This window comes from Flavobacterium sp. PL02 (genome assembly GCF_035013205.1).
GTDB lineage: Bacteria > Bacteroidota > Bacteroidia > Flavobacteriales > Flavobacteriaceae > Flavobacterium.
The window spans coordinates 313,919-332,871 of the sequence record NZ_JAYGJP010000003.1 but is presented as its reverse complement, the minus strand read 5'-3'; the positions used below and the strand labels follow the sequence as shown (position 1 = coordinate 332,871).

Annotated in this window: 13 protein-coding genes and 2 tRNA genes; 5 read left to right on the top strand and 10 right to left on the bottom strand. The window is 33.1% G+C overall.

Features of this window, described 5'->3' with window-relative positions; all coding sequences use genetic code 11:
- Window positions 1-3: 3 nt before the first annotated feature.
- The 9 genes from SHI72_RS12430 to SHI72_RS12390 all read right to left on the bottom strand — a co-directional run bounded on the left by SHI72_RS12430 (window position 4) and on the right by SHI72_RS12390 (window position 14,616).
- Window positions 4-1,029: a hypothetical protein gene (locus SHI72_RS12430; RefSeq protein WP_323490143.1), complete on the bottom strand. Its 1,026-nt coding sequence runs from the start codon at window positions 1,027-1,029 to the stop codon at window positions 4-6.
- A 2-nt stretch (window positions 1,030-1,031) separates the two neighbouring features.
- Window positions 1,032-3,650 carry a hypothetical protein gene (locus SHI72_RS12425; RefSeq protein WP_323490142.1) on the bottom strand — a complete coding sequence of 873 codons (2,619 nt, stop codon included), beginning with the start codon at window positions 3,648-3,650 and terminating at the stop codon, window positions 1,032-1,034.
- A gap of 12 nt (window positions 3,651-3,662) precedes the next feature.
- On the bottom strand, window positions 3,663-4,160 hold the full coding sequence (locus tag SHI72_RS12420; RefSeq protein ID WP_323490141.1) for a DUF4280 domain-containing protein: 498 nt from the start codon (window positions 4,158-4,160) through the stop codon (window positions 3,663-3,665).
- 12 nt (window positions 4,161-4,172) lie between these two features.
- On the bottom strand, window positions 4,173-5,342 hold the full coding sequence (locus SHI72_RS12415; protein ID WP_323490140.1) for a hypothetical protein: 1,170 nt from the start codon (window positions 5,340-5,342) through the stop codon (window positions 4,173-4,175).
- Between the two features lie 124 nt (window positions 5,343-5,466).
- Window positions 5,467-6,819: a DUF5689 domain-containing protein gene (locus SHI72_RS12410; protein ID WP_323490139.1), complete on the bottom strand. Its 1,353-nt coding sequence runs from the start codon at window positions 6,817-6,819 to the stop codon at window positions 5,467-5,469.
- 19 nt (window positions 6,820-6,838) lie between these two features.
- Entirely contained in the window at window positions 6,839-9,676 is a 2,838-nt protein-coding gene (locus SHI72_RS12405) for a carboxypeptidase-like regulatory domain-containing protein (protein WP_323490138.1), read from the bottom strand.
- Between the two features lie 474 nt (window positions 9,677-10,150).
- Window positions 10,151-11,368: an MFS transporter gene (locus tag SHI72_RS12400; protein WP_039113590.1), complete on the bottom strand. Its 1,218-nt coding sequence runs from the start codon at window positions 11,366-11,368 to the stop codon at window positions 10,151-10,153.
- A 456-nt stretch (window positions 11,369-11,824) separates the two neighbouring features.
- Window positions 11,825-12,865 carry a Gfo/Idh/MocA family oxidoreductase gene (locus SHI72_RS12395; protein ID WP_323490137.1) on the bottom strand — a complete coding sequence of 347 codons (1,041 nt, stop codon included), beginning with the start codon at window positions 12,863-12,865 and terminating at the stop codon, window positions 11,825-11,827.
- Window positions 12,866-13,548: 683 nt separating this feature from the next.
- Window positions 13,549-14,616, bottom strand: a complete 1,068-nt coding sequence (locus tag SHI72_RS12390; RefSeq protein WP_323490136.1) for an NADH:flavin oxidoreductase/NADH oxidase — start codon at window positions 14,614-14,616, stop codon at window positions 13,549-13,551.
- A 198-nt stretch (window positions 14,617-14,814) separates the two neighbouring features.
- On the opposite strand from SHI72_RS12390, the gene rseP reads away from it, so the two are divergent.
- From rseP to SHI72_RS12375, 3 genes are all read left to right on the top strand, one after another.
- Window positions 14,815-16,158, top strand: coding sequence for an RIP metalloprotease RseP (gene rseP / locus SHI72_RS12385; protein ID WP_039113587.1), 1,344 nt, complete (start codon window positions 14,815-14,817; stop codon window positions 16,156-16,158).
- 83 nt (window positions 16,159-16,241) lie between these two features.
- Window positions 16,242-16,315: transfer RNA gene (locus SHI72_RS12380), tRNA-Asn, on the top strand.
- A gap of 39 nt (window positions 16,316-16,354) precedes the next feature.
- Window positions 16,355-16,428: transfer RNA gene (locus tag SHI72_RS12375), tRNA-Asn, on the top strand.
- 564 nt (window positions 16,429-16,992) lie between these two features.
- Here SHI72_RS12375 and SHI72_RS12370 read toward each other — a convergent pair.
- A complete protein-coding gene (locus SHI72_RS12370) occupies window positions 16,993-17,271 on the bottom strand; it encodes a hypothetical protein (protein WP_039113584.1) in 279 nt (92 codons plus the stop codon).
- Window positions 17,272-17,444: 173 nt separating this feature from the next.
- On the opposite strand from SHI72_RS12370, the gene SHI72_RS12365 reads away from it, so the two are divergent.
- Window positions 17,445-17,843, top strand: coding sequence for a helix-turn-helix transcriptional regulator (locus tag SHI72_RS12365; protein WP_323490135.1), 399 nt, complete (start codon window positions 17,445-17,447; stop codon window positions 17,841-17,843).
- 249 nt (window positions 17,844-18,092) lie between these two features.
- A complete protein-coding gene (locus tag SHI72_RS12360) occupies window positions 18,093-18,740 on the top strand; it encodes a hypothetical protein (RefSeq protein ID WP_323490134.1) in 648 nt (215 codons plus the stop codon).
- Window positions 18,741-18,953 lie beyond the last annotated feature (213 nt).

Genomic DNA, 18,953 nt, shown 5'->3' with positions numbered 1-18,953 from the left:
CTCTTAATTTATAGTATACAAACCATCTTCAAGTTTTTCACCCTCTGGCAAATAAAGATAAATACCCGGCATAAATACTGCTTCGTTATTCCTTTTGTTAACGTAATCTATTCGTAAAGCGCCACTACCTCTATATGGGTACTCTAAAGAATTGAGTTGCAAAAACACAATCTTGTCATTACCAAAAAATACCATTCTATAATTCTCTATTGGTTGAATTTTCATGCTATTTTTATCAAAACCACCTAGATATTCTTTCCATAAAGTATCTATATTTGATATTTTTTTGTAAAGGGCAATTGAATTTCTTTTTTCTTCTCCAAAATTTAACTTCGCTAATAAATCAGCATCTTTATTTTCAAATATCTTTCCATATTCTTTGTAAAACTCTACTGCTTTTGCTTCTAGTAATTTCTGATCTAGTTTTGATAGATCCTGCCCTTTGCTCCAGCCTTCGTTTACATAAGGTACTTGCGCATTAAATGAAAATGTAAACTCATAATACGGTTTTCCAGAAGCTATAAAACGTCCTTTCGCATCGGTTAAACTTACATGTTTCATTATTACTTCTTCATCTTCGAGTGTTTTCTCACTGCCATTATCCATTTTTATAATAGAAATCGATATTGCTGTATTATCGGTTAACTTGGTTACAGTACCTCCCTCGCCATATTCTTCTTTTATTAAATCTCCCACTGGGTATAAACGATACGTGACTGTTTGTTCCCCACTTTTTAATATAGCATCATTTATTTCTAATGGTGTAGCATAATTAGACAATTCATAATCCCTATGCATTCTATAATCATTTACCAATACCTCGACCACACAATTACTCTTATTAATCCGCATATAATACATGGGTTCTTTTTCGTAATGTTTTACACTTGCAGCTAATTTTTGTTCAAAATTATTGGCGTTTATCTCAGGATATTGTATGTTCATTATTTTGGTATTAATCGGTTGTTTTTCTTGTCCACAGGCTACAAGCAAGGTAGCTAGCATTAAGGTAGTTACTATTTTTTTCATTGTTATTTGGGTTCATTAATTATATTGTCATCAAACAAAAATACTTTTTCTCCTTTTACCACATAAGGCTCCATTAAAATAAATTGCGTTTCAGTAATTGCAGTTCTTTTAATCTTTTCTCCTTCATCATCCTTTTTAATTTCTGCACTCCCTGACAAAGTCCCTGCTATACCCGAAAAAATAACATTATCTACATAATAGGCTTTGGGGTTCTCGAAAGTGTATTTACGCTCAAAAAACAAACTGCCATGTATTTCGGCTTGTCCCTCGGCTTTGGCTTCATGGTCTATTACTGGCACTACTCCTTTTATAAAATCGGGGGCATAACGCATTATCCAGTCGGTTTTTATAGTATAACCTGTTTTAAGCTGGCAGGAAGCTACGGCATCTATTCCTTTTTTTCGCCCTATAATGCCTTTGCTATTATTTACATAATTTTCTAATTGATCCTCGACACTTACTGCACCTACCAAATGATTTATAAATACCTGATAGTTGGCTTGATATTCGCCTTTTATGGTTAGGATAAACTCGAGTTTATGTCCCAATTTTTCAGCCAATCCGTCGATACTATTTTCTATGGCTTCTTGCACATAATCTATACTGCTATTAACATCGTTCCGGTTAACTACACCCGGTAGTTTATTAGGATCTGTTGGTACTTTGTTTAATTTATCACTAATTTTTTTAAGCAAGGTAATTCGTCCAAAAATAGCCATTGCTTTACGGGCATAATCAAATACAGTCGAAATACCAGTTAAATTGGTGGTGATGCTCCCCAGCGTATGTTTGTCTTCATACTGTAAACCAAATAAAGGCAATGCCGATACTTTTTCGGTTTGTATCAGAGCAATTCTATCATCTGCTTGTCTCTCAAAATACTGTGCTCTAAAAGAGGTAATTTTTGGGCTTATCGTTTCAAAACCTTTTCTTTCCATGGCAATAGCTGCTGACCTACCATATTTATGAATATTTTCAGCAACTTTTCCTGCTTTTGTGGCTACTGCTCCTTTCCCTCGAGTTAGGTATAGTATTATGATATCGATTACTACTGATACAATAACACAGGCAATAATTAATGTTTGGGCAATCCAAGGGTATTTTGCCGTATAATCCATAATTACAGCAGGTTTATTCTGGCTTTCATCAAAACTATGATAGGCATGGATACCAAAACCAAAATTGTTAGCCGTATTTTTAAAATAATCTATCACCATCGTTCTTATCAAATCCGTCATGAAATCTGGTAAATAAAAATAATTATTCTTAATCATTTGGTCTACATAAGGAGTTAAATACTCAAGTTCACGCTCTAATCCACTTTGTATTACAACTTTTATGTCCTTAAAGAAACCTCCATTGGGTTTATCGTACTGGAAATGGTATGCCCAAGCCACATCGGGATTTATATTAATATCTAAAACATGCTGATACCCACAAGTCGCCAGAGGAATCTTTGTCTTGATAACTACTTTCGGTAAAAAATATTCCTTAAAAAACTCTTTATAATCATTTTGAAATTTGTACTTAAAAGTATTATCAAATGAAAAAGCGTTATTTGAAATCTTTTTAGCATTTTCAAATCCTGCCTTTTGCAAATCGGTAATATCAAACACCTGTCCTCGGTGGTTATCACATTTTCCGGGTAGCTTTTCGCCCAATTCTATCTTTATCTTTTTATATTTATCGTTTCCTCCAGCAAATAAATGTACTCTAATTTCTTTACTTATATTCTGCCCTTTTATTAATTTTGATTCATCAAAAAGCAGTTTATCATTCATCTTTATCGAAGTATACTTGCAATAATGATAACTCATAAAATTTTTGTCTGGCTCCCCAATTTTTAAAGGCGATAAACTTGTAGAGGGCTTTACTACTCTCGAGGCTATCTTATCCTTAACTCGCAAGAAACGAGCATGCTCGGTATCGTTGTTACTATCGGTAATATAAAGTCTATCGGCGGGATCAAAGACTTTTACATAAAACTCTTCGAGTTCTTTTCGTTTTTTAACCGCTCCATACCACAAAAAACTATCATTTATTTTATAATTTATCTCTCCATCTATAACATCTACACTTGAATATCTTTTTATAAACTGGTCTTCACCCTTAATACGTCTATAAATGTCTATGCCTAAATTTAAGTTCCCATTAAGTCCTTCGGTCACTAAGTTCAGATAGATTATTTCGCCATAACCAAAAAAATATTCTTTTCGTACATCTGTTCCGTTATTGGCTTTGCACCATTTACTACTTACGATTTTGGGAGTACAGTATCCTCTTACATATAACCCCGTTTCATTTAGTAAATCTACACTTCCGTAAAGACTTGCTTCTACATAATATTCAAATGGACCACATAAGGCTTTAGGAATGCTAATTTTTTTAGGCGTATTTACAGCTGCTGTTTTTTGTGCAATTATCTTTCTTGCTTTTCTATCTTGTAAGATCCAAGTGATGTTTTTTCTTTTATCTGCTTCTGGTGTGCCATCATACCACTCCGATACCTCAAAAGAAACTTCCTGATCTGGGGCTATTGCCAATTTTTCATTGGGTCTGGAAAAACTGCTTATTACCTTACCAACCCCTGTCCATTTAATTTTTTTTACACCTTTAGCCATTGTATCAACAAATTAATCGTTAAAATTTATTCCCTTGTGTTTAGCTTCTACTTTGTACATCTGTCTAACATCTACCATTGGATTTATTTGATTGTGCAACATTGGATCTACGTTTTTAAAATTTTGCTCAGATGGTTCTGCAATTTGTCCGTGATTTGCAATTTCAATACAATCGGGCGCTCCCATTGGGCAAGTAGCTTTGCTATCTTCTGTTAAAATTTTGCCTTGATTACTTAGAGTTACTTTGTCATAAAAACCACTCCACTTAGTAATTACAGCCTTACATGGTAAATAATCACTCCCCGTAGGTTGTTTTTTACATTTACCAAAGGTGTTTTTTTCTAGTGTTTGCCCAATTTCTTTGGTTGTAGCAATTAGTTTTTCGGCACCCTCTTTATCGTTTGCATAATGTTTTTTTTGTGTTTTTACTTTTAATTTGTCCAATTTAGGTTCTACACTAAACTTACATTTTACAGTAGCCCCTTGTACTACAATATGTTTCTCACTCATAATTCTTATTTTTTAAAAAGACCACCACTTTTTTTTGGGTTTAATTTCTTCAACAAATATTTTTTGTCTTGAAGCAATCACTTGTTCGTCTTTATCATCTAAATTAGAAATCGTAATTTCATATTTTTGAGGAACATCCAATGCAATGTCGCAAGTCAAATTAAGTGCTTCAACTATATAACTATTTGGATTCAAAAAGTATTTTGCTTTATAATTACCCGTTGGTTTTTGCTCTGAAAATTCTTTTGAAACTAAACCTAATTCTTGTTCAAAATCTGTTTTGGTTCGTTCATCATCGAGTTTACCTATAATCTCGATTACTATAAAGTTATCCCTATCAAGATGTTTATTTAATCTTTGCTCTACTTGATAGTTAATATTTTTGGCTGTTGCTATAAAAGGAAAATCAAGTTGTTTATTAATAACTAAACTTGAGGTATAATGAGTATGAATTCCGTTAAAAAAGGCATTAAGAAACCAATCTTGCGAAAGTGATAAGAATAGCGAATCGCTACTTTCTAAATTTGTGTCGTAAATCGAAAAATATTTTTCAATACTATCACCTCTAAACTCTTTTATAATTTGAGTTTTTATTTCTTCCCAGCGTTCTTTAATTTGATTAAAATTATTGATGTAAACCCATTTTCCGTCTCCATCAACAACAACTAATAAAGGATATAAAGCTGCGGAAGCTTTTTCGGCAATTACTTGAGCCATAGAACCTGCTTCAGCATCGTTTATATAAATATTACCGATACGGGTTACTTCAAAAAAATAAAAACCATTGTCGCTTTTAGCCTTCCACTTTACATTTATTTCTTGTTTTAGGGTATGTATTTTTTCTCCGCTTTCTATAGTATAAAGCACTCCATAAGTATTGTTTATGTGTGCGTAGTTTAATGAAATAGTAGAGGCTCCATCATTAAAAACTACCTCATTTTGAATTCTTTCTTCTTCAGGAAGTTCTTTTTTTTCTGGAGCTAAAATTAAATATTCAAGATGGTATTTAAAATCTGCCTCAATTAAATCAGGAATTCTGCAATGCATATTATGGTAAGCTCTAAGAGTTCTTGGCTCAACTTCTAGTTCTAAAGCTACGCTTTGCAGGGTGTCGCCCTTTTTAATTTTATAAGTGAGAAAGCTCTTGTTATAAGAAAACTCTTGATTATCTGATATATACATTAGAAACTTGTATTAAATATCAAATATATGTTTTTTCTTGTTATTTAAAAAAATAAAAGAAAGAAAATACTTAAATACATAATTGGTCTTTAAATAACTATTCTTTCTTACATAACATCTCTACTTACTTATCTCCTACAATTACAACATCGTCTACCATAAAAGCTCCGTTAAGTGTTTTGTCTTTACCTGACCCAATATACTTAAATGCAATATGAATATTTCCTGAATAAACAGATAAATCTATTCCTCCTGAGCTTATAAACTGTCGCGTAGGGGTTGATAACGAGGCAACTTTTGCAGTTAATTTTGTCCATTTAGCCTTAGCGATATTCGAACCATCAAAATTAGTTGACACATAAACTTCTAAAGCATTCAACGGAGAATCCACTTTTAAATCATGTTGTGCACTTCTAAAAGACAGTACCGCGTTTTTATAATCTGTTGTATTGATTTTAGGAGAAACTAACCAAGCAACGTTTTCGGCTGCTGTTGTACTTGTCGTATTGAACTCAGCGTAACCATTACCTGCGTAAACAATACTTTTCCATAATTTGGTTGCTTTTTCAACAATATTACTCCAACCCGGCAGACTAAAATTCACATTATGTTTAACTGATTGAAAATCTTCTGAGAAAAACGGAATAGTTCTCTTCCCCTCCATTACTACATCTTTTTCTGAACGTACCATTATTTGATAATCTGTGCCGAATTTTGTCAATATTCCTCGTACTGTTCCGCTTCCTTTAGGCACTAAACTGGTTGCGAAATCGGCATAACTACTAGTTCTAAAAATAACCTGATTACCGGCTTTATCACGCAAATTCCAGTTGGTAGCACCTCCTACATTATTTGCTTCTTCAAAATAATGACGACCTAATGCTGCATCGGCAAATTGAACATCAGATAATTGCACTAATGTATTTATGTTATTATCATTTAATAATTCGGCCATCGAAAGTGAACGAACTAACTTGCTTTCATCAATTACAACGCAAGAAGTATTCAATACATTTTTATACTCATTTTGTGCAATTCTTCCAACTGTTGCTTCTCCATAGGCATTAACATACAAACTTCCAATTCTCATTCCGCCATAATTAACATCGGTAAATTGGTTCTTTAATTTTATGAATACCTTGCTTCCTACTCTATAATCGATATAGGAGTTTGTCGCGTCAAACCCTATACTAAATCCTTGTGCAACGCCATTTGTAGGTATGGTTTGAAAAGATATTGTTTTAAAAAAATTACCCGATTCATCACTAGAAACGACATATCCTTCTATAATATCATCATATAAATATTTAGCCGCAACAGGATTGGCAGCATTATAAACATCAGACACTGTTTTGTTTACTTTTAAATTAGGCTGGTTACATGTAAGTTCCGGAATTGCCGTTTCTTCTCCTGCACAACCAAAAAAAGTAAGTATCACAATTACTAAAAAAACCGAAGGGTTATATTTATTCTTCATATTAAATACGTTTATATATTTATAAATTAATTGCCAGGTTTCCGAAATAGGTTCTTCCGTATCCATAAAAATACTTTGGCGCAAATGATGGCGTTCCGCTCGAAGCTTGCTGATCTAATCGGCGGAAATTTGCATTCCTTGCTTGTTCAAAACCACCCGTTTTATAGATCGTATTCAGCACATTATTTACACTTGCAAAAAGAGAAATATTCTTTCTGCGAATACGCCATGATTTTCCTCCTGTGATATTTAATAATGAAATCGGATTAAACTTTTCTTGCTTCAATAATACCCTAGCTCTTTCTGCTGAGGCTTCGGGAAAAGGAAAACCGCTCTTAGGGTTAATATAAAACTGCGCTGTTCTGGAAATTGGAGATACGTCTATATAAGAATTTGTGAGGTAATTTATATTCGCGCCAAGCCACCAATATCTAGGATTACGATATTCAATTCCAAATGAATAGGCTTGTTGTGGCATTCCTGGTTGTTTGTAATTTTTTAGTGCCGCAGTTCCAAAATTATAAACAGGATTACTATTTGTTAAAGACGCTTGAGCATCATTTGTAATTGTTACATTCGGGTTACTATCATACGTATATTGCCCGTATGCTGCAGACAAAGTGGTTTTAAAAGTAGGCAGGATTTGATATTCAAAACTTAACTCAGCACCAATATTCTTTTTGTTTAAATGTGTTAAAGTCTGGCTCACAAATGCATTTGTATTATCATATCCGGCACCATCATCAAAAATTCCTTCGGCATAGAAAAAGGAAGTTTGCGTTGCATTCTTTATCAAACTATAATAGCCTGTAAGTCGAGTTTTTAGTTTAGGCGAATGATATATGTAGTTTCCTTCAAGACTACTAATGTTCATACTTTCTATTCCGTCGACTATACCATTATTAAGTCGAGCGTTGGGAAATGTATTTCTTATTGTAGGTGCTTTGGTTAAATGCGCTCCATTAAAAAACAACCATTGTTTTCCTGATATTTTATATGTTAATCCTCCCTTAAAAGCAAAATTCTCAAAATTCACTTTCTCACTTTTGCCAAAAGAATTTGTAGCATAGATTCCGTTTTGATATAAACCATCTCTTCGATAAGTAGCACTTGAGAAAGCCTGAGCAAGATAAAAATCGACTTTGCGATAAGAGAATTTAAACTGCGTAAAAACGTCAACTGTATTTGCCAGATAATTATAGTTATATCCATACGTATCTCCTACTCCTACTTGACGATTTGGATGCTGTAAATCCGATTGCGATTGATCGCCTTTATAAAACAAATCAATATCTACAAAATACGATCCTCCCAATAAATCCGTGAGAAATTGATAATTATGTGATTTTAAATTTCTAAAGGCAATTCCGCCATTTAAAATTATATTCTCCGTTAATTGAGAGTTTATAGTAGAGTTAAAAGATATTGTTTTATCATCAGTTCTGTCTTCATACAAAACGTAATGACTCTGAGCGGGTACATAACCATTTACAATTCCTTTTGAGTCGGTTGTAATAGTTCGATTTGATCGATATAATTCATCCCAATTTATTTGAGGATTTGCTAAGAAATGAGTTCTGTTTATCTCTGCATTTTCATAATCGGGAGTAAAATCGCCTGGGTATTCTCCTCGGTCTTTTGCATAAAGCGAACTATAATAACTTGGTAACTTACGATAATATGTAGGATCAGGACTATCGGCATTTTGATAATCGATATTACTATTGCTGATTTTCCCGAACTGATATGTTATACTGGAGTTTAAAGTTGTTTTATCATCTATCTTAAAAAAATGATTCAGCATTAAAACGGGTTCTTCAATAGTTTTTAGTCGTGCATTTCTTTTCTTACCGTCTTGCCAACCCCAATAAGAATTATATTGTTCGCTGGTAAGTTGTGTTACTTCGTTTGTATTTGGTGAATTTTTCCCTCTTGAATTTGGCGTATAAAATCCAGTGAAATTGAGCGAATGACTATCACTTAATTTCTTTTCGACACTCATAAAAAAAGAATCAGCATCGTAATTTGTTCCTTCAAAATAACCTTCGTTTGCCCAGCGTTTCCCTGCTGAAACTACAAAAGCCCATCCAGAAGGCATTAATCCTGTAGCGTAAGTTGCCATTGCTCGCAAACTATAATTGGTATTACTACCCGAAAATGTAATTCGGGAAGTTGGTCGGTATATCGAAGCTCGGGTATTAATTTGTTGCGTGCCTAAAATTCCTCCAAATGTATAATCTGATGTTGCCGTCCCGACAGAAAACTCTTGATTTCTGGTAGCATCATTCAGCCCACCCCAATTTCCCCATTGTGGTCTGCCATCATACATTTTGTTCATTTCGACACCATTAATCGTCATCTTAGCATGCTCACTATCTAATCCTCGCATTCTAAAACGTGCTTGTCCCCAATTAAAAGCCGATGTCTGTAAGAATGCATCACGTGATGATTGCAAAAGTCCCGAAGTATTCTCGGATGTGCTATTATCATCTGTCAAATCACTCTCGGATAAAGAAATCAAAATAGCTTGTGAACCAATTTGATTATCTTCATCTAAAATCAAAACTCCTAAATCTGTCATTTGTCCAGAAACGACCTTTACAGGAAAAAGCAAATCTTTATATCCTTGACTGTGCAGTAATAATAATTGATCTCCTTCGGATAATAAAACTAATTTAAATGTACCATCGCTATCTGTTAATTGCATGGTTGAAGAATTTTGAATACTAACCACAACATATTGCAACGGCTTCTGTGTTCTGGAATCGATAATTTTTCCTAAAAAACCAGTTTCGCTTTGCGCGAAAGAAATCGCTACTTGTGAGATAAATAAGAATACCGCCATCCAACTTTTCATAAACATATTATTTTTAAGATTTTAAAATATATTATCGAAAAATGGCGTTGAAGAAAGAATTTCTGAAAGCACTACAACTCGAAAGAATGAACTTTCAAGTTATAGAGCAATCAAGAAAAAAATCTATTTTTGGAATAGTGCTTTAATAAAAACATGTGGTATTTTGAAATTCCCTATTAAAAAAATGTACGTTTTTTCTTTAATTTAATTTCAAATATAACTAATTTATATTTAACTTTATTTTTCCTGTTAAATAAAAATACAAAACGCAGAAAATTACATTATGAAGAGCTGAGAAAATTAACGTATTACATCATTCACTTTCATACTTAAAGTTCTAAACTAACACTTTAGTTTGAACCATGTAAGTAATGAAAGTAAATATAAGCGTGACTATCAGCATAAAAACTTAAATGAGCTTACATAACTTATATGTTTAACTTCTTTCCACAATTTTAAAGTAATGTGATATGATTATTCTATCGCTTTTATTCTAGTTACCATAAAGGCAATAAAAAATCCGAAGATACCAATAAAGGCAAAAGAGAAACGAAGACCGAAAGCTTCGGCAATATGACCGATAACAGGTGGTCCCATTAAAAATCCAAGAAAGCTAACGCTCGAAACGATTGTTAAAGCTTCACCAGCAGGAACCGATGGGTTTTTACCCGCAACACTGTACAAAGTTGGTACAACAGTTGAAACTCCTAAACCAACAAACATAAAAGCAATTGTACAAGGAATTATATAAGGGAAAAGAACCGAGGTAAAAAGTCCAAGCGAAATAACCAATCCGCTTATTTGTAATACTTTTTTCCTTCCGAATTTAAGAATTAGTCCATCACCCAGAAAACGTCCGCTTGCCATCATAATCATGAATGATGTATACCCTAAGATCTCTAATGCCCCAGGAGCTTTTACTACATCTTTAAAATAGACACCGCTCCAATCGAACATTACTCCTTCGCTCGCCATACAACAAAACCCAATCACTCCAAGCCAGATTAATGAACTGTCTGGTTTAGCAAAAAGTTTCTTTTTCTTCTCCTGTACTTTGATTTTTTCTTTGGCTTTGACCAAAAATTTATAATTGAAAGCAATCATAATAAGTACAATTCCAGCCACAATTACAAAATGATAATATGGTGATAATTTTAATGCTAACATTCCTAAACCAACTAAAGCTCCTGTAAACCCAGCAAAACTCCACATGCCATGAAAGGAAGACATTATAGTTTTCTTGAAAAGTACTTCGGTGTAAACTCCTTGTGTATTTACTGCAATATTGGCTAGGTTTCCGAATACTCCGAAAAGGAATAAACCTATAGATAACTGCCAAGATGTAGTTGCCAAACCTAAATTAGTCAAGCTAAAAGCATAAAATAGCAACGAAAAAATTAAGATTCTGTGGCTACCAAAACGAGTGACAACTTTACCCGAGAAAGGCATAATTAGTAATTGCCCTAATGGTAACGCAAACAAAATAGAACCTAATTGCCCTTCGCTTAAATCTAATGCAGCTTTAATACTCGGAATTCGGCTTGCCCAGGTAGCAAAACATAAACCCATTGCAAAATAAAACATTCCGACAGCAAAACGGATTCGGTTTAAGTACGAAGCTTTAGCATTTTTGTAGGTTTTCTTAAATTTTGCCTTACTTCTGAATCTGCCTAGGAAGTTTAAATCTATCAAAATGAGTTATTTAAAGTTTGATTGGGCAAAATTACGAAAATCATCCTTAACATTAATTCAACCCTACTAGTTAGGATTAATTATAACGTTATTGTTTATAAATTAAGTGGAACGCGAATGGAACACGGATGAAGAGGATTCGCCAACGCGAAAACACGGAAAAACACGGATTTTCTACCATCCAAAAGCTGAATGTCATTAAGTTAAGAATAATAGCGCCGAATAAATCTCACGCAAAGTCGCCAAGCCGCCAAGTTTACACCTAAAACCTTTGCGCTTATGCGTCTTTGCGCGAAAAAAATTAATCATAATTAAATCAAAAAAGCTTAACTTAATAACATTATCAAAAGCTTAGGGATTAATTATTTTTAAAAATCCATATTTTTCCGCGTCTTTACTTTAGTAAATCCGTCCCGACGCTTCGGGATCGCGTTACTTTCGCAAAGAGTTAAACGCCTACAAATTAATCACTTTGTGTTGTGCATTACTTGCAATAGCTGCTTCGATGATTTTCATGGTTTTAACACCATCTTCGGCTGTAACTGGTTCTATAGCATTTGTTGTAATCGACTTGTAAACTCCATCAAAGAACTCATAATAATTCCCTTGTAAAGTTGGAATTTTCTCTTTGATAACCTTTCCATCAATTTCTGTGTGTAAAATTCCGTTTAAACCTTCTGCTTCTGTTCCCCAAGTTACAGTATCTGGTTTTTTGCTCAATTTTAAATCATCTTCCTGAACATCTCCACGAGGTTTTAAGAACGAACCTTTTTTTCCATGAACTACATAAGCAGGGTTGGCTTCTCTAACAAAGAAACTAGCTTTTAGTCGAACTCTAAAATCATCGTAATATAATAGTAAATCGATATAATCATCGACCAATGAATTTTCGCGTGTTATTCGGATGTCTGCAAAGACCGATTTTGGAAATCCGAACAAATACAATGCCTGATCTATTAAATGTGGTCCTAAATCTTTTAGGATTCCTGCGCCTGAGTTGGCAGTTTCTTTATGTGCTTTGATACTTAATAAAGGATTATAACGGTCAAAATGAAATTCGCCTTCGACCAAATCTCCTAACAAACCGTCTTTAACAACTTTTTGAACGGTTTTAAAATCACTATCCCATCTTCTGTTCTGGAAAACGGCCAATTTTAATCCTTTTGCTTTAGCTAAATCAGCCAATTCTTGTGCCTGAGCAACATTGGTTGTAAATGCTTTTTCGACTATAGCGTGTTTACCAGCTTCTAGAACTTTTTTGGCATATTCATAATGTGTTTCAACTGGCGTATTTACAATTACCAAATCGATATCGTCTGCAAGAACATCTTCGATAGTTGGGTAACTTCTTACTGTTGGATAATCTTCTTGTATTAGTTTCTTGCTTCTTTCCCAAGAACCAATAAGTTCAAATCCCGGGTGAATGTTTATAAATGGTGCGTGAAAAACTTTCCCCGACATTCCGTATGATAATAGTGCTGTTTTTATTTTTTGCATTTGATTTTTTTTTTTTTCTTCACCATTAAGAGATGAAGAAAATTAAGTTTATTTTTTTGCCACTCCCGATAGCTATCGGGATAAAGGATTTTCCACCATTAAGAAATGAAGAAAATTAAGTTTTCTCTTTTCAATGAAACTCAGTTAATGTTTATTTTTTTGCCACGGATGAAATAAAGTTTTTTTACCATTAAGAAATAAAGAAAAATTAAGTTTAACGCTTAATATAACTTAATCTCTTAATGGTTCAATTAAAAAAATTATGTTTTATTTCTTCTAACCATTAACAGATTGAAAAAAAACTAAGTTCAAAGCTTAATATAACTTAATCTCTTAATGGTTCAATTAAAAAAATTATGTTTTATTTCTTCTAACCATTAACAGATTGAAAAAAATTAAGTTCAATGCTTAATATAACTTAATCTCTTAATGGTTCAATTAAAAAACTTATGTTTTATTTCTTCTATCCATTAACAGATTGAAAAAAAAACTAAGTTCAAAGCTTAATATAACTTAATCTCTTAATGGTTCAATTAAAAAAATTATGTTTTATTTCTTCTAACCATTAACAGATTGAAAAAAACTAAGTTCAAAGCTTAATATAACTTAATCTCTTAATGGTTCAGTTAGAAACTTATGTTTTATCTCTTAATGGTTTAAATAAAAAAAACATTAATGTTTCATCAAATCTTAGCTCGTTCGTATTGTTTTGGCCATTGTATATCGGAGTTTAACTGGGATGCAAAATGCAAAGCCAAGTTTGGGTCACGAAGCGATTCTCTGGCAAACAAGATTAAATCGGCTTGACCTGAAGTTAAGATTGCTTCGGCTTGAGTAGCTTCGGTGATTAAACCTACTGCCCCTGTTAAAACTCCTGTGTCTTTTTTTATCCTTTCGGCAAAAGGAACTTGGTAATTTGGTCCTAGTGCAATTTTTTGATGAGAAACCAATCCTCCCGAAGAAACATCTACAACATCTACTCCTTTAGATTTTAAAATTTCCGAAAGCTGTACCGATTCTTCAAGATTCCAACCTCCTTCTGCCCAATCGGTTGCCGAGATTCGAACAAACAACGGTAAATCTGTTGGCCATTCTGATTGTACTGCATCAACGATTTCGAGAGTTAAACGAATTCTGTTTTCGAAACTTCCACCATATTCATCAGTTCTTAAATTAGACAATGGCGACATAAACTGGTGTAACAAATACCCATGCGCTCCATGAATTTCTAAAACCTGATATCCTGCAGCAACGGCTCTTTTGGTAGTTGACTTAAAATCGGCAATTACTTTCTGAATTCCTTCTTGATCCAAAGCTATTGGAGCAGCTTCATTATCATGATAACCAATGGCACTTGGCGCAACGGTTTGCCATCCGCCTTGAGCGAAATCTAACTTTTTATTTCCTTCCCAAGGAGCAGAAACACTCGCTTTGCGTCCGGCATGTGCAATCTGGATTCCTGGAATGGCATTTTGAGAAACAATAAATGTATTGATTGTTTTTAATTTTTCTATTTGTTCGTCTTTCCACAGTCCTAAATCTTCAGGTGATATTCTTGCTTCGGGCGAAACTGCTGTCGCTTCCTGAATTATCAATGCTGAACCTCCCGTTGCACGAGCTCCTAAATGTACCAAATGCCAATCATTAGCAAAACCATCAATAGCTGAATATTGACACATTGGTGAAATAACGATTCTATTTTTTAAGGTGATTTTTTTTATCGAAAGCGGAGAAAATAATAATGAAGCCATATAATGTAACTTTTAGCGGATTAACACTACTAATATTTAAAATAGTGTTTAAAAAGTAAAGTTACTGCATCTTGTTAAAAGTAGAAATCTAAATGTTTATTAATTAACAAACATTTAAAACCTTATGACTTATATTGCACTATGAATTAAAATAGAAAACGTTACTTTTGTGCGTTATTTAAGAACTAAAATTAAACAATGGATATAGTTATCAAGCTTTCTCAATTTTTATTGAGTTTATCATTACTTATTATTCTTCACGAATTAGGGCATTTTATCCCCGCAAAATTATTTAAAACAAGAGTCGAAAAATTCTATTTATTTTTTGATGTCAAATTTTCACTTCTAAAAAAGAAAATTGGCGATACTGAATACGGTATCGGTTGGTTACCTCTGGGTGGTTATGTAAAAATCTCTGGAATGATTGACGAAAGTATGGACAAGGAACAAATGGCTTTACCTCCACAACCTTGGGAATTCCGTTCTAAACCAGCTTGGCAACGTTTAATCATTATGTTGGGTGGTGTTACGGTAAACTTTATTCTTGCGTTTATTATATATATAGGAATGGCATTTGCTTATGGCGAAACTTATGTTGCTAATGCTGACATAAAAGACGGTCTTTCTATTGAAAATCCTGTTATGATTAAAGCTGGTTTTAAAACTGGTGATAAGATTCTTGCTATCGATGGCAAAAAAGTAGAGAGTTTCGACAATCAAATAAACATGGACTTAGTAATGTCTAAACAAGTTCTTATTGAAAGAAACGGTGTTGAGCAAACTATCCAGATGCCAAATGACCTTGTTGACCAATTATCAAAACATGAAAAAAGCCCTCTTGCTTCTATAAGAATGCCTTTTGTAATTGGAAATATTGCTGCTGAATCTCCAAATAAAGAATTGCAACCAAAAGATTTGGTTACTTCTCTTAACGGACAAAAAGTAAAATATTATGACGAGGTAAAAACAATACTAGAAAATAACAAAGGAAAAACTATTCCTGCCGTTGTTTTGAGAAACCAAAAAGAGACTCCAGTTAATGCTATTGTTACTAAAGAAGGTAAACTTGGTGTAAATGTTGGTACTCTAGGAATGGAATCATTAGAGAAATTAGGCTACTATAAAATAAGTACTAAAGAGTTTGGATTCTTTGAATCGATTCCTGTAGGGATTGAAAAAGGAAAAGATCAATTGGTAAGTTACGGAAAACAGCTTAAAATGATTTTTAACCCAGAAACCAAAGCTTACAAACAAGTAGGTGGTTTTGCGGCTATTTATAATATTTTTCCTAGTACTTGGAGTTGGGAAGTGTTCTGGTCTATCACTGCACTTTTATCAATTATGCTTGGAGTAATGAATTTATTACCGATTCCTGCTCTTGATGGTGGTCATGTGATGTTTTTATTATACGAAATCATTAGCGGTAAAAAACCAAGCGATAAATTCCTAGAAAACGCGCAAATGGTTGGCTTCGTTTTACTTATAACATTGCTTTTATTTGCTAACGGTAACGATATTTATAAAGCAATCGTAGGCAAGTAAAATTTATTAATAAAAAGTGCTAAAAAATTTTTTAGAAAGGAAAAAACCTTCTATATTTGCACTCGCTAAAAAGAACAACAACTTCCTCCTTAGCTCAGTTGGTTAGAGCATCTGACTGTTAATCAGAGGGTCCTTGGTTCGAGCCCAAGAGGGGGAGCAACTTTTTTTTAGCAAACATATTTACCTTTAAGGTGATTCCTTCTTAGCTCAGTTGGTTAGAGCATCTGACTGTTAATCAGAGGGTCCTTGGTTCGAGCCCAAGAGAGGGAGCTTAAAATACCACTTACAAATGTAAGTGGTATTTTTTTTGCACATTACATCCAATCTGTTCCTTATGCACTTTGTTTAGGATCAGGTGCAAAAGCTGGGGATTAAGTAAAAATTTTACCGCAAAGAGCGCAATCCCGAAGCTTCGGGACACACAAAGATTCGCAAAGCTTAATCAATAGCTTTTCAAACAACGATAACGCGGATCCATTGTTTGTGGGCTTTTACCGCAAAGAGCGCAAAGGATTTACACAAAGGTTCGCAAAGCTTAATCAATAGCTTTGATAACCTTTTTGCTCGATAACACGGTTTCCCTTATTTTATTATCACCCAATCTTGTCACCCTGAGGAACGAAGGGTCTCCGCTAGTAACTCGATTACAAAAGTTGAGCATTAAATAAAAAGACTTTACCGCAAAGAACACAAAGGTTACACAAAGATTCGCAAAGCTTAATCAATAACTTAGCGAACCTCTGCGTCTTTTTCTCTTTGCGCTCTTTGCGGTTAAATTGAGCGTTATTACATTACGACTGTTTTACACACAAAATTAGAAGCATAAAGGCATTATTAAGCTTTTACAATCCCATTGCAGGCTTTTTCTATTTCTTGATCGGAGAATCGCTCTAATGCTTTTTTCAGCATTTTACTCGTTTTAATACAACTTATCATTTTAGTTCGTAAATCCTGGTCATTACCGATTTCTGTTTTAAGAATATTCTCAAAAATTTCAACTAAATAATCAGGTTGATACCTAAACTCTCCTTCCACCCAAAGAGCCGAAAGGAATCTCGCTACCGATTGCATTACCTCATCATGATGCAATGGAATATGATTTTCTTTTTGCATTACTATATTTTTTTGTTTTCAATCTCTACCTGTGCGAAAAGTTGTATTTTTACAACACATCGCAATTAAGCAATCTATTCAACTGTACTGTATCATTTTTAGCCGTACCGTACTTAGCTAAATATGTTTTTTACATATTGGCTGTTATTACACTTAATTATTATCTTTGAATTATGAGCACACTTACAAAACCAAATCATATAGGGCGAAAAATAAGCCGTATTCGTGAACTTCGAGATATGAAGCAAGAAGCTTTGGCGCAAGCTTTAGGAACAAACCAACAAGCTGTTTCGGCTATTGAAAACAGCGAAACAATAGAAGATGAAAAACTTGCAGAAATAGCAAAAGCTCTTGGCGTATCTGTTGAAGCAATTAAAAATTTCTCAGAAGAAGCAATTTTCAATATTATTGGCAACACAGTTAACAATCATGATAATGCATCAATGAATGCAAATATTCAATATCAACCAACATTCAATCCTCTTGATAAAGTTGTAGAGCTTTATGAGCGTTTGGTTTTGGCTGAAAAAGAAAAAGTGGAGTATTTGGAAAAGTTGTTGAAAGGGAAGTAAATCTATTATAGAAATATATCGTTAATAATAAGAAAGAGGCCTCGTGAGAGCCTCTTTTTTGATTTACAATAATATTTATTACTTGCATCATATATCTTCTTTGGGTTTTCTTTAAATCAAATCCTCGCTTTAAAAATTTGCTTAATTACTTATGGAAAACCGTAAAACCCCGACAAATCAATATTTTATCTTTACATCTTAACATTAAAAAATCCACACATTCTGTATATAACAAAACAATTAATAAAGATGAAAAAACTACTTTTTACAATTTTACTTTTAAATATTTCTCTTTTTAGTTTTTCCCAAACATCCATTAGTGGTGTTGTTACTTATTATTTTAATCAATATCAAGGAAACAAACCTGATGTTGGCGCCTCAGTTATAATTATTGATAGTACTAAGACAAAGAGTTTTGATTATAAATTATACGAAAATTACCATTATGGTAAATCTTATCAAAACATCTATTTTAGTTCTCAACTGAGGTATGAAAAATATTTAGCGGCATTTAAAAAAACCGAAGGCAAGAAAAAATATTTGGAAGATAACGAAACATTTAGAAAAGGCATGGAAGATGCAAAAAAAGACATGGAAAACCAAATGAAGCAAATAGCTTTATATAACCATGAAACTCCTGAAAAATCTGCAAAAAATTCTACCGATTTGTATATGCAACTACTTAAGCTTGATGATGATTTACCTAAAAGGACTGTAGATGGAACAGGCCATTATAATTTAAATATAAACCCCGGAGTATATTATATTTATATTAAATCAAAAAACAGAACCAACAGATTAGACATTTTAGAACTTGATGGGAAAATATACATTAAAAAAATAAAAATTGCAGAAAATGAAAATAAGGATATAAGTAAAAATTTCGAACTAGAATAAGTTGCAAACTATAACACAACTAATTGTAAGTGCTTTTATTTTAAAATTTTATACGAAATTGAAATATTTTCATCGGTTATAAAATTTTTCAAGACATAAAAATTGAGTAAAATAATTAGAAAATTCAACTGAAAAATAAACTGCTGAACAATTTAACAAACTGCTTAACGCGAAATACACTATTAAATCATTAATATTGTAAGATATACACTT

Bases quoted from the DNA above. Each gene is read 5' to 3' on its own strand.
- SHI72_RS12370 (WP_039113584.1), bottom strand. From the start codon at position 17,271: ATGCAAAAAGAAAATCATATTCCATTGCATCATGATGAGGTAATGCAA.
- rseP (WP_039113587.1), top strand. From the start codon at position 14,815: ATGGATATAGTTATCAAGCTTTCTCAATTTTTATTGAGTTTATCATTA.
- SHI72_RS12365 (WP_323490135.1), top strand. From the start codon at position 17,445: ATGAGCACACTTACAAAACCAAATCATATAGGGCGAAAAATAAGCCGT.
- SHI72_RS12430 (WP_323490143.1), bottom strand. From the start codon at position 1,029: ATGAAAAAAATAGTAACTACCTTAATGCTAGCTACCTTGCTTGTAGCC.
- SHI72_RS12420 (WP_323490141.1), bottom strand. From the start codon at position 4,160: ATGAGTGAGAAACATATTGTAGTACAAGGGGCTACTGTAAAATGTAAG.
- SHI72_RS12395 (WP_323490137.1), bottom strand. From the start codon at position 12,865: ATGCAAAAAATAAAAACAGCACTATTATCATACGGAATGTCGGGGAAA.
- SHI72_RS12415 (WP_323490140.1), bottom strand. From the start codon at position 5,342: ATGTATATATCAGATAATCAAGAGTTTTCTTATAACAAGAGCTTTCTC.
- SHI72_RS12405 (WP_323490138.1), bottom strand. From the start codon at position 9,676: ATGAAAAGTTGGATGGCGGTATTCTTATTTATCTCACAAGTAGCGATT.
- SHI72_RS12360 (WP_323490134.1), top strand. From the start codon at position 18,093: ATGAAAAAACTACTTTTTACAATTTTACTTTTAAATATTTCTCTTTTT.
- SHI72_RS12425 (WP_323490142.1), bottom strand. From the start codon at position 3,650: ATGGCTAAAGGTGTAAAAAAAATTAAATGGACAGGGGTTGGTAAGGTA.
- SHI72_RS12390 (WP_323490136.1), bottom strand. From the start codon at position 14,616: ATGGCTTCATTATTATTTTCTCCGCTTTCGATAAAAAAAATCACCTTA.
- SHI72_RS12410 (WP_323490139.1), bottom strand. From the start codon at position 6,819: ATGAAGAATAAATATAACCCTTCGGTTTTTTTAGTAATTGTGATACTT.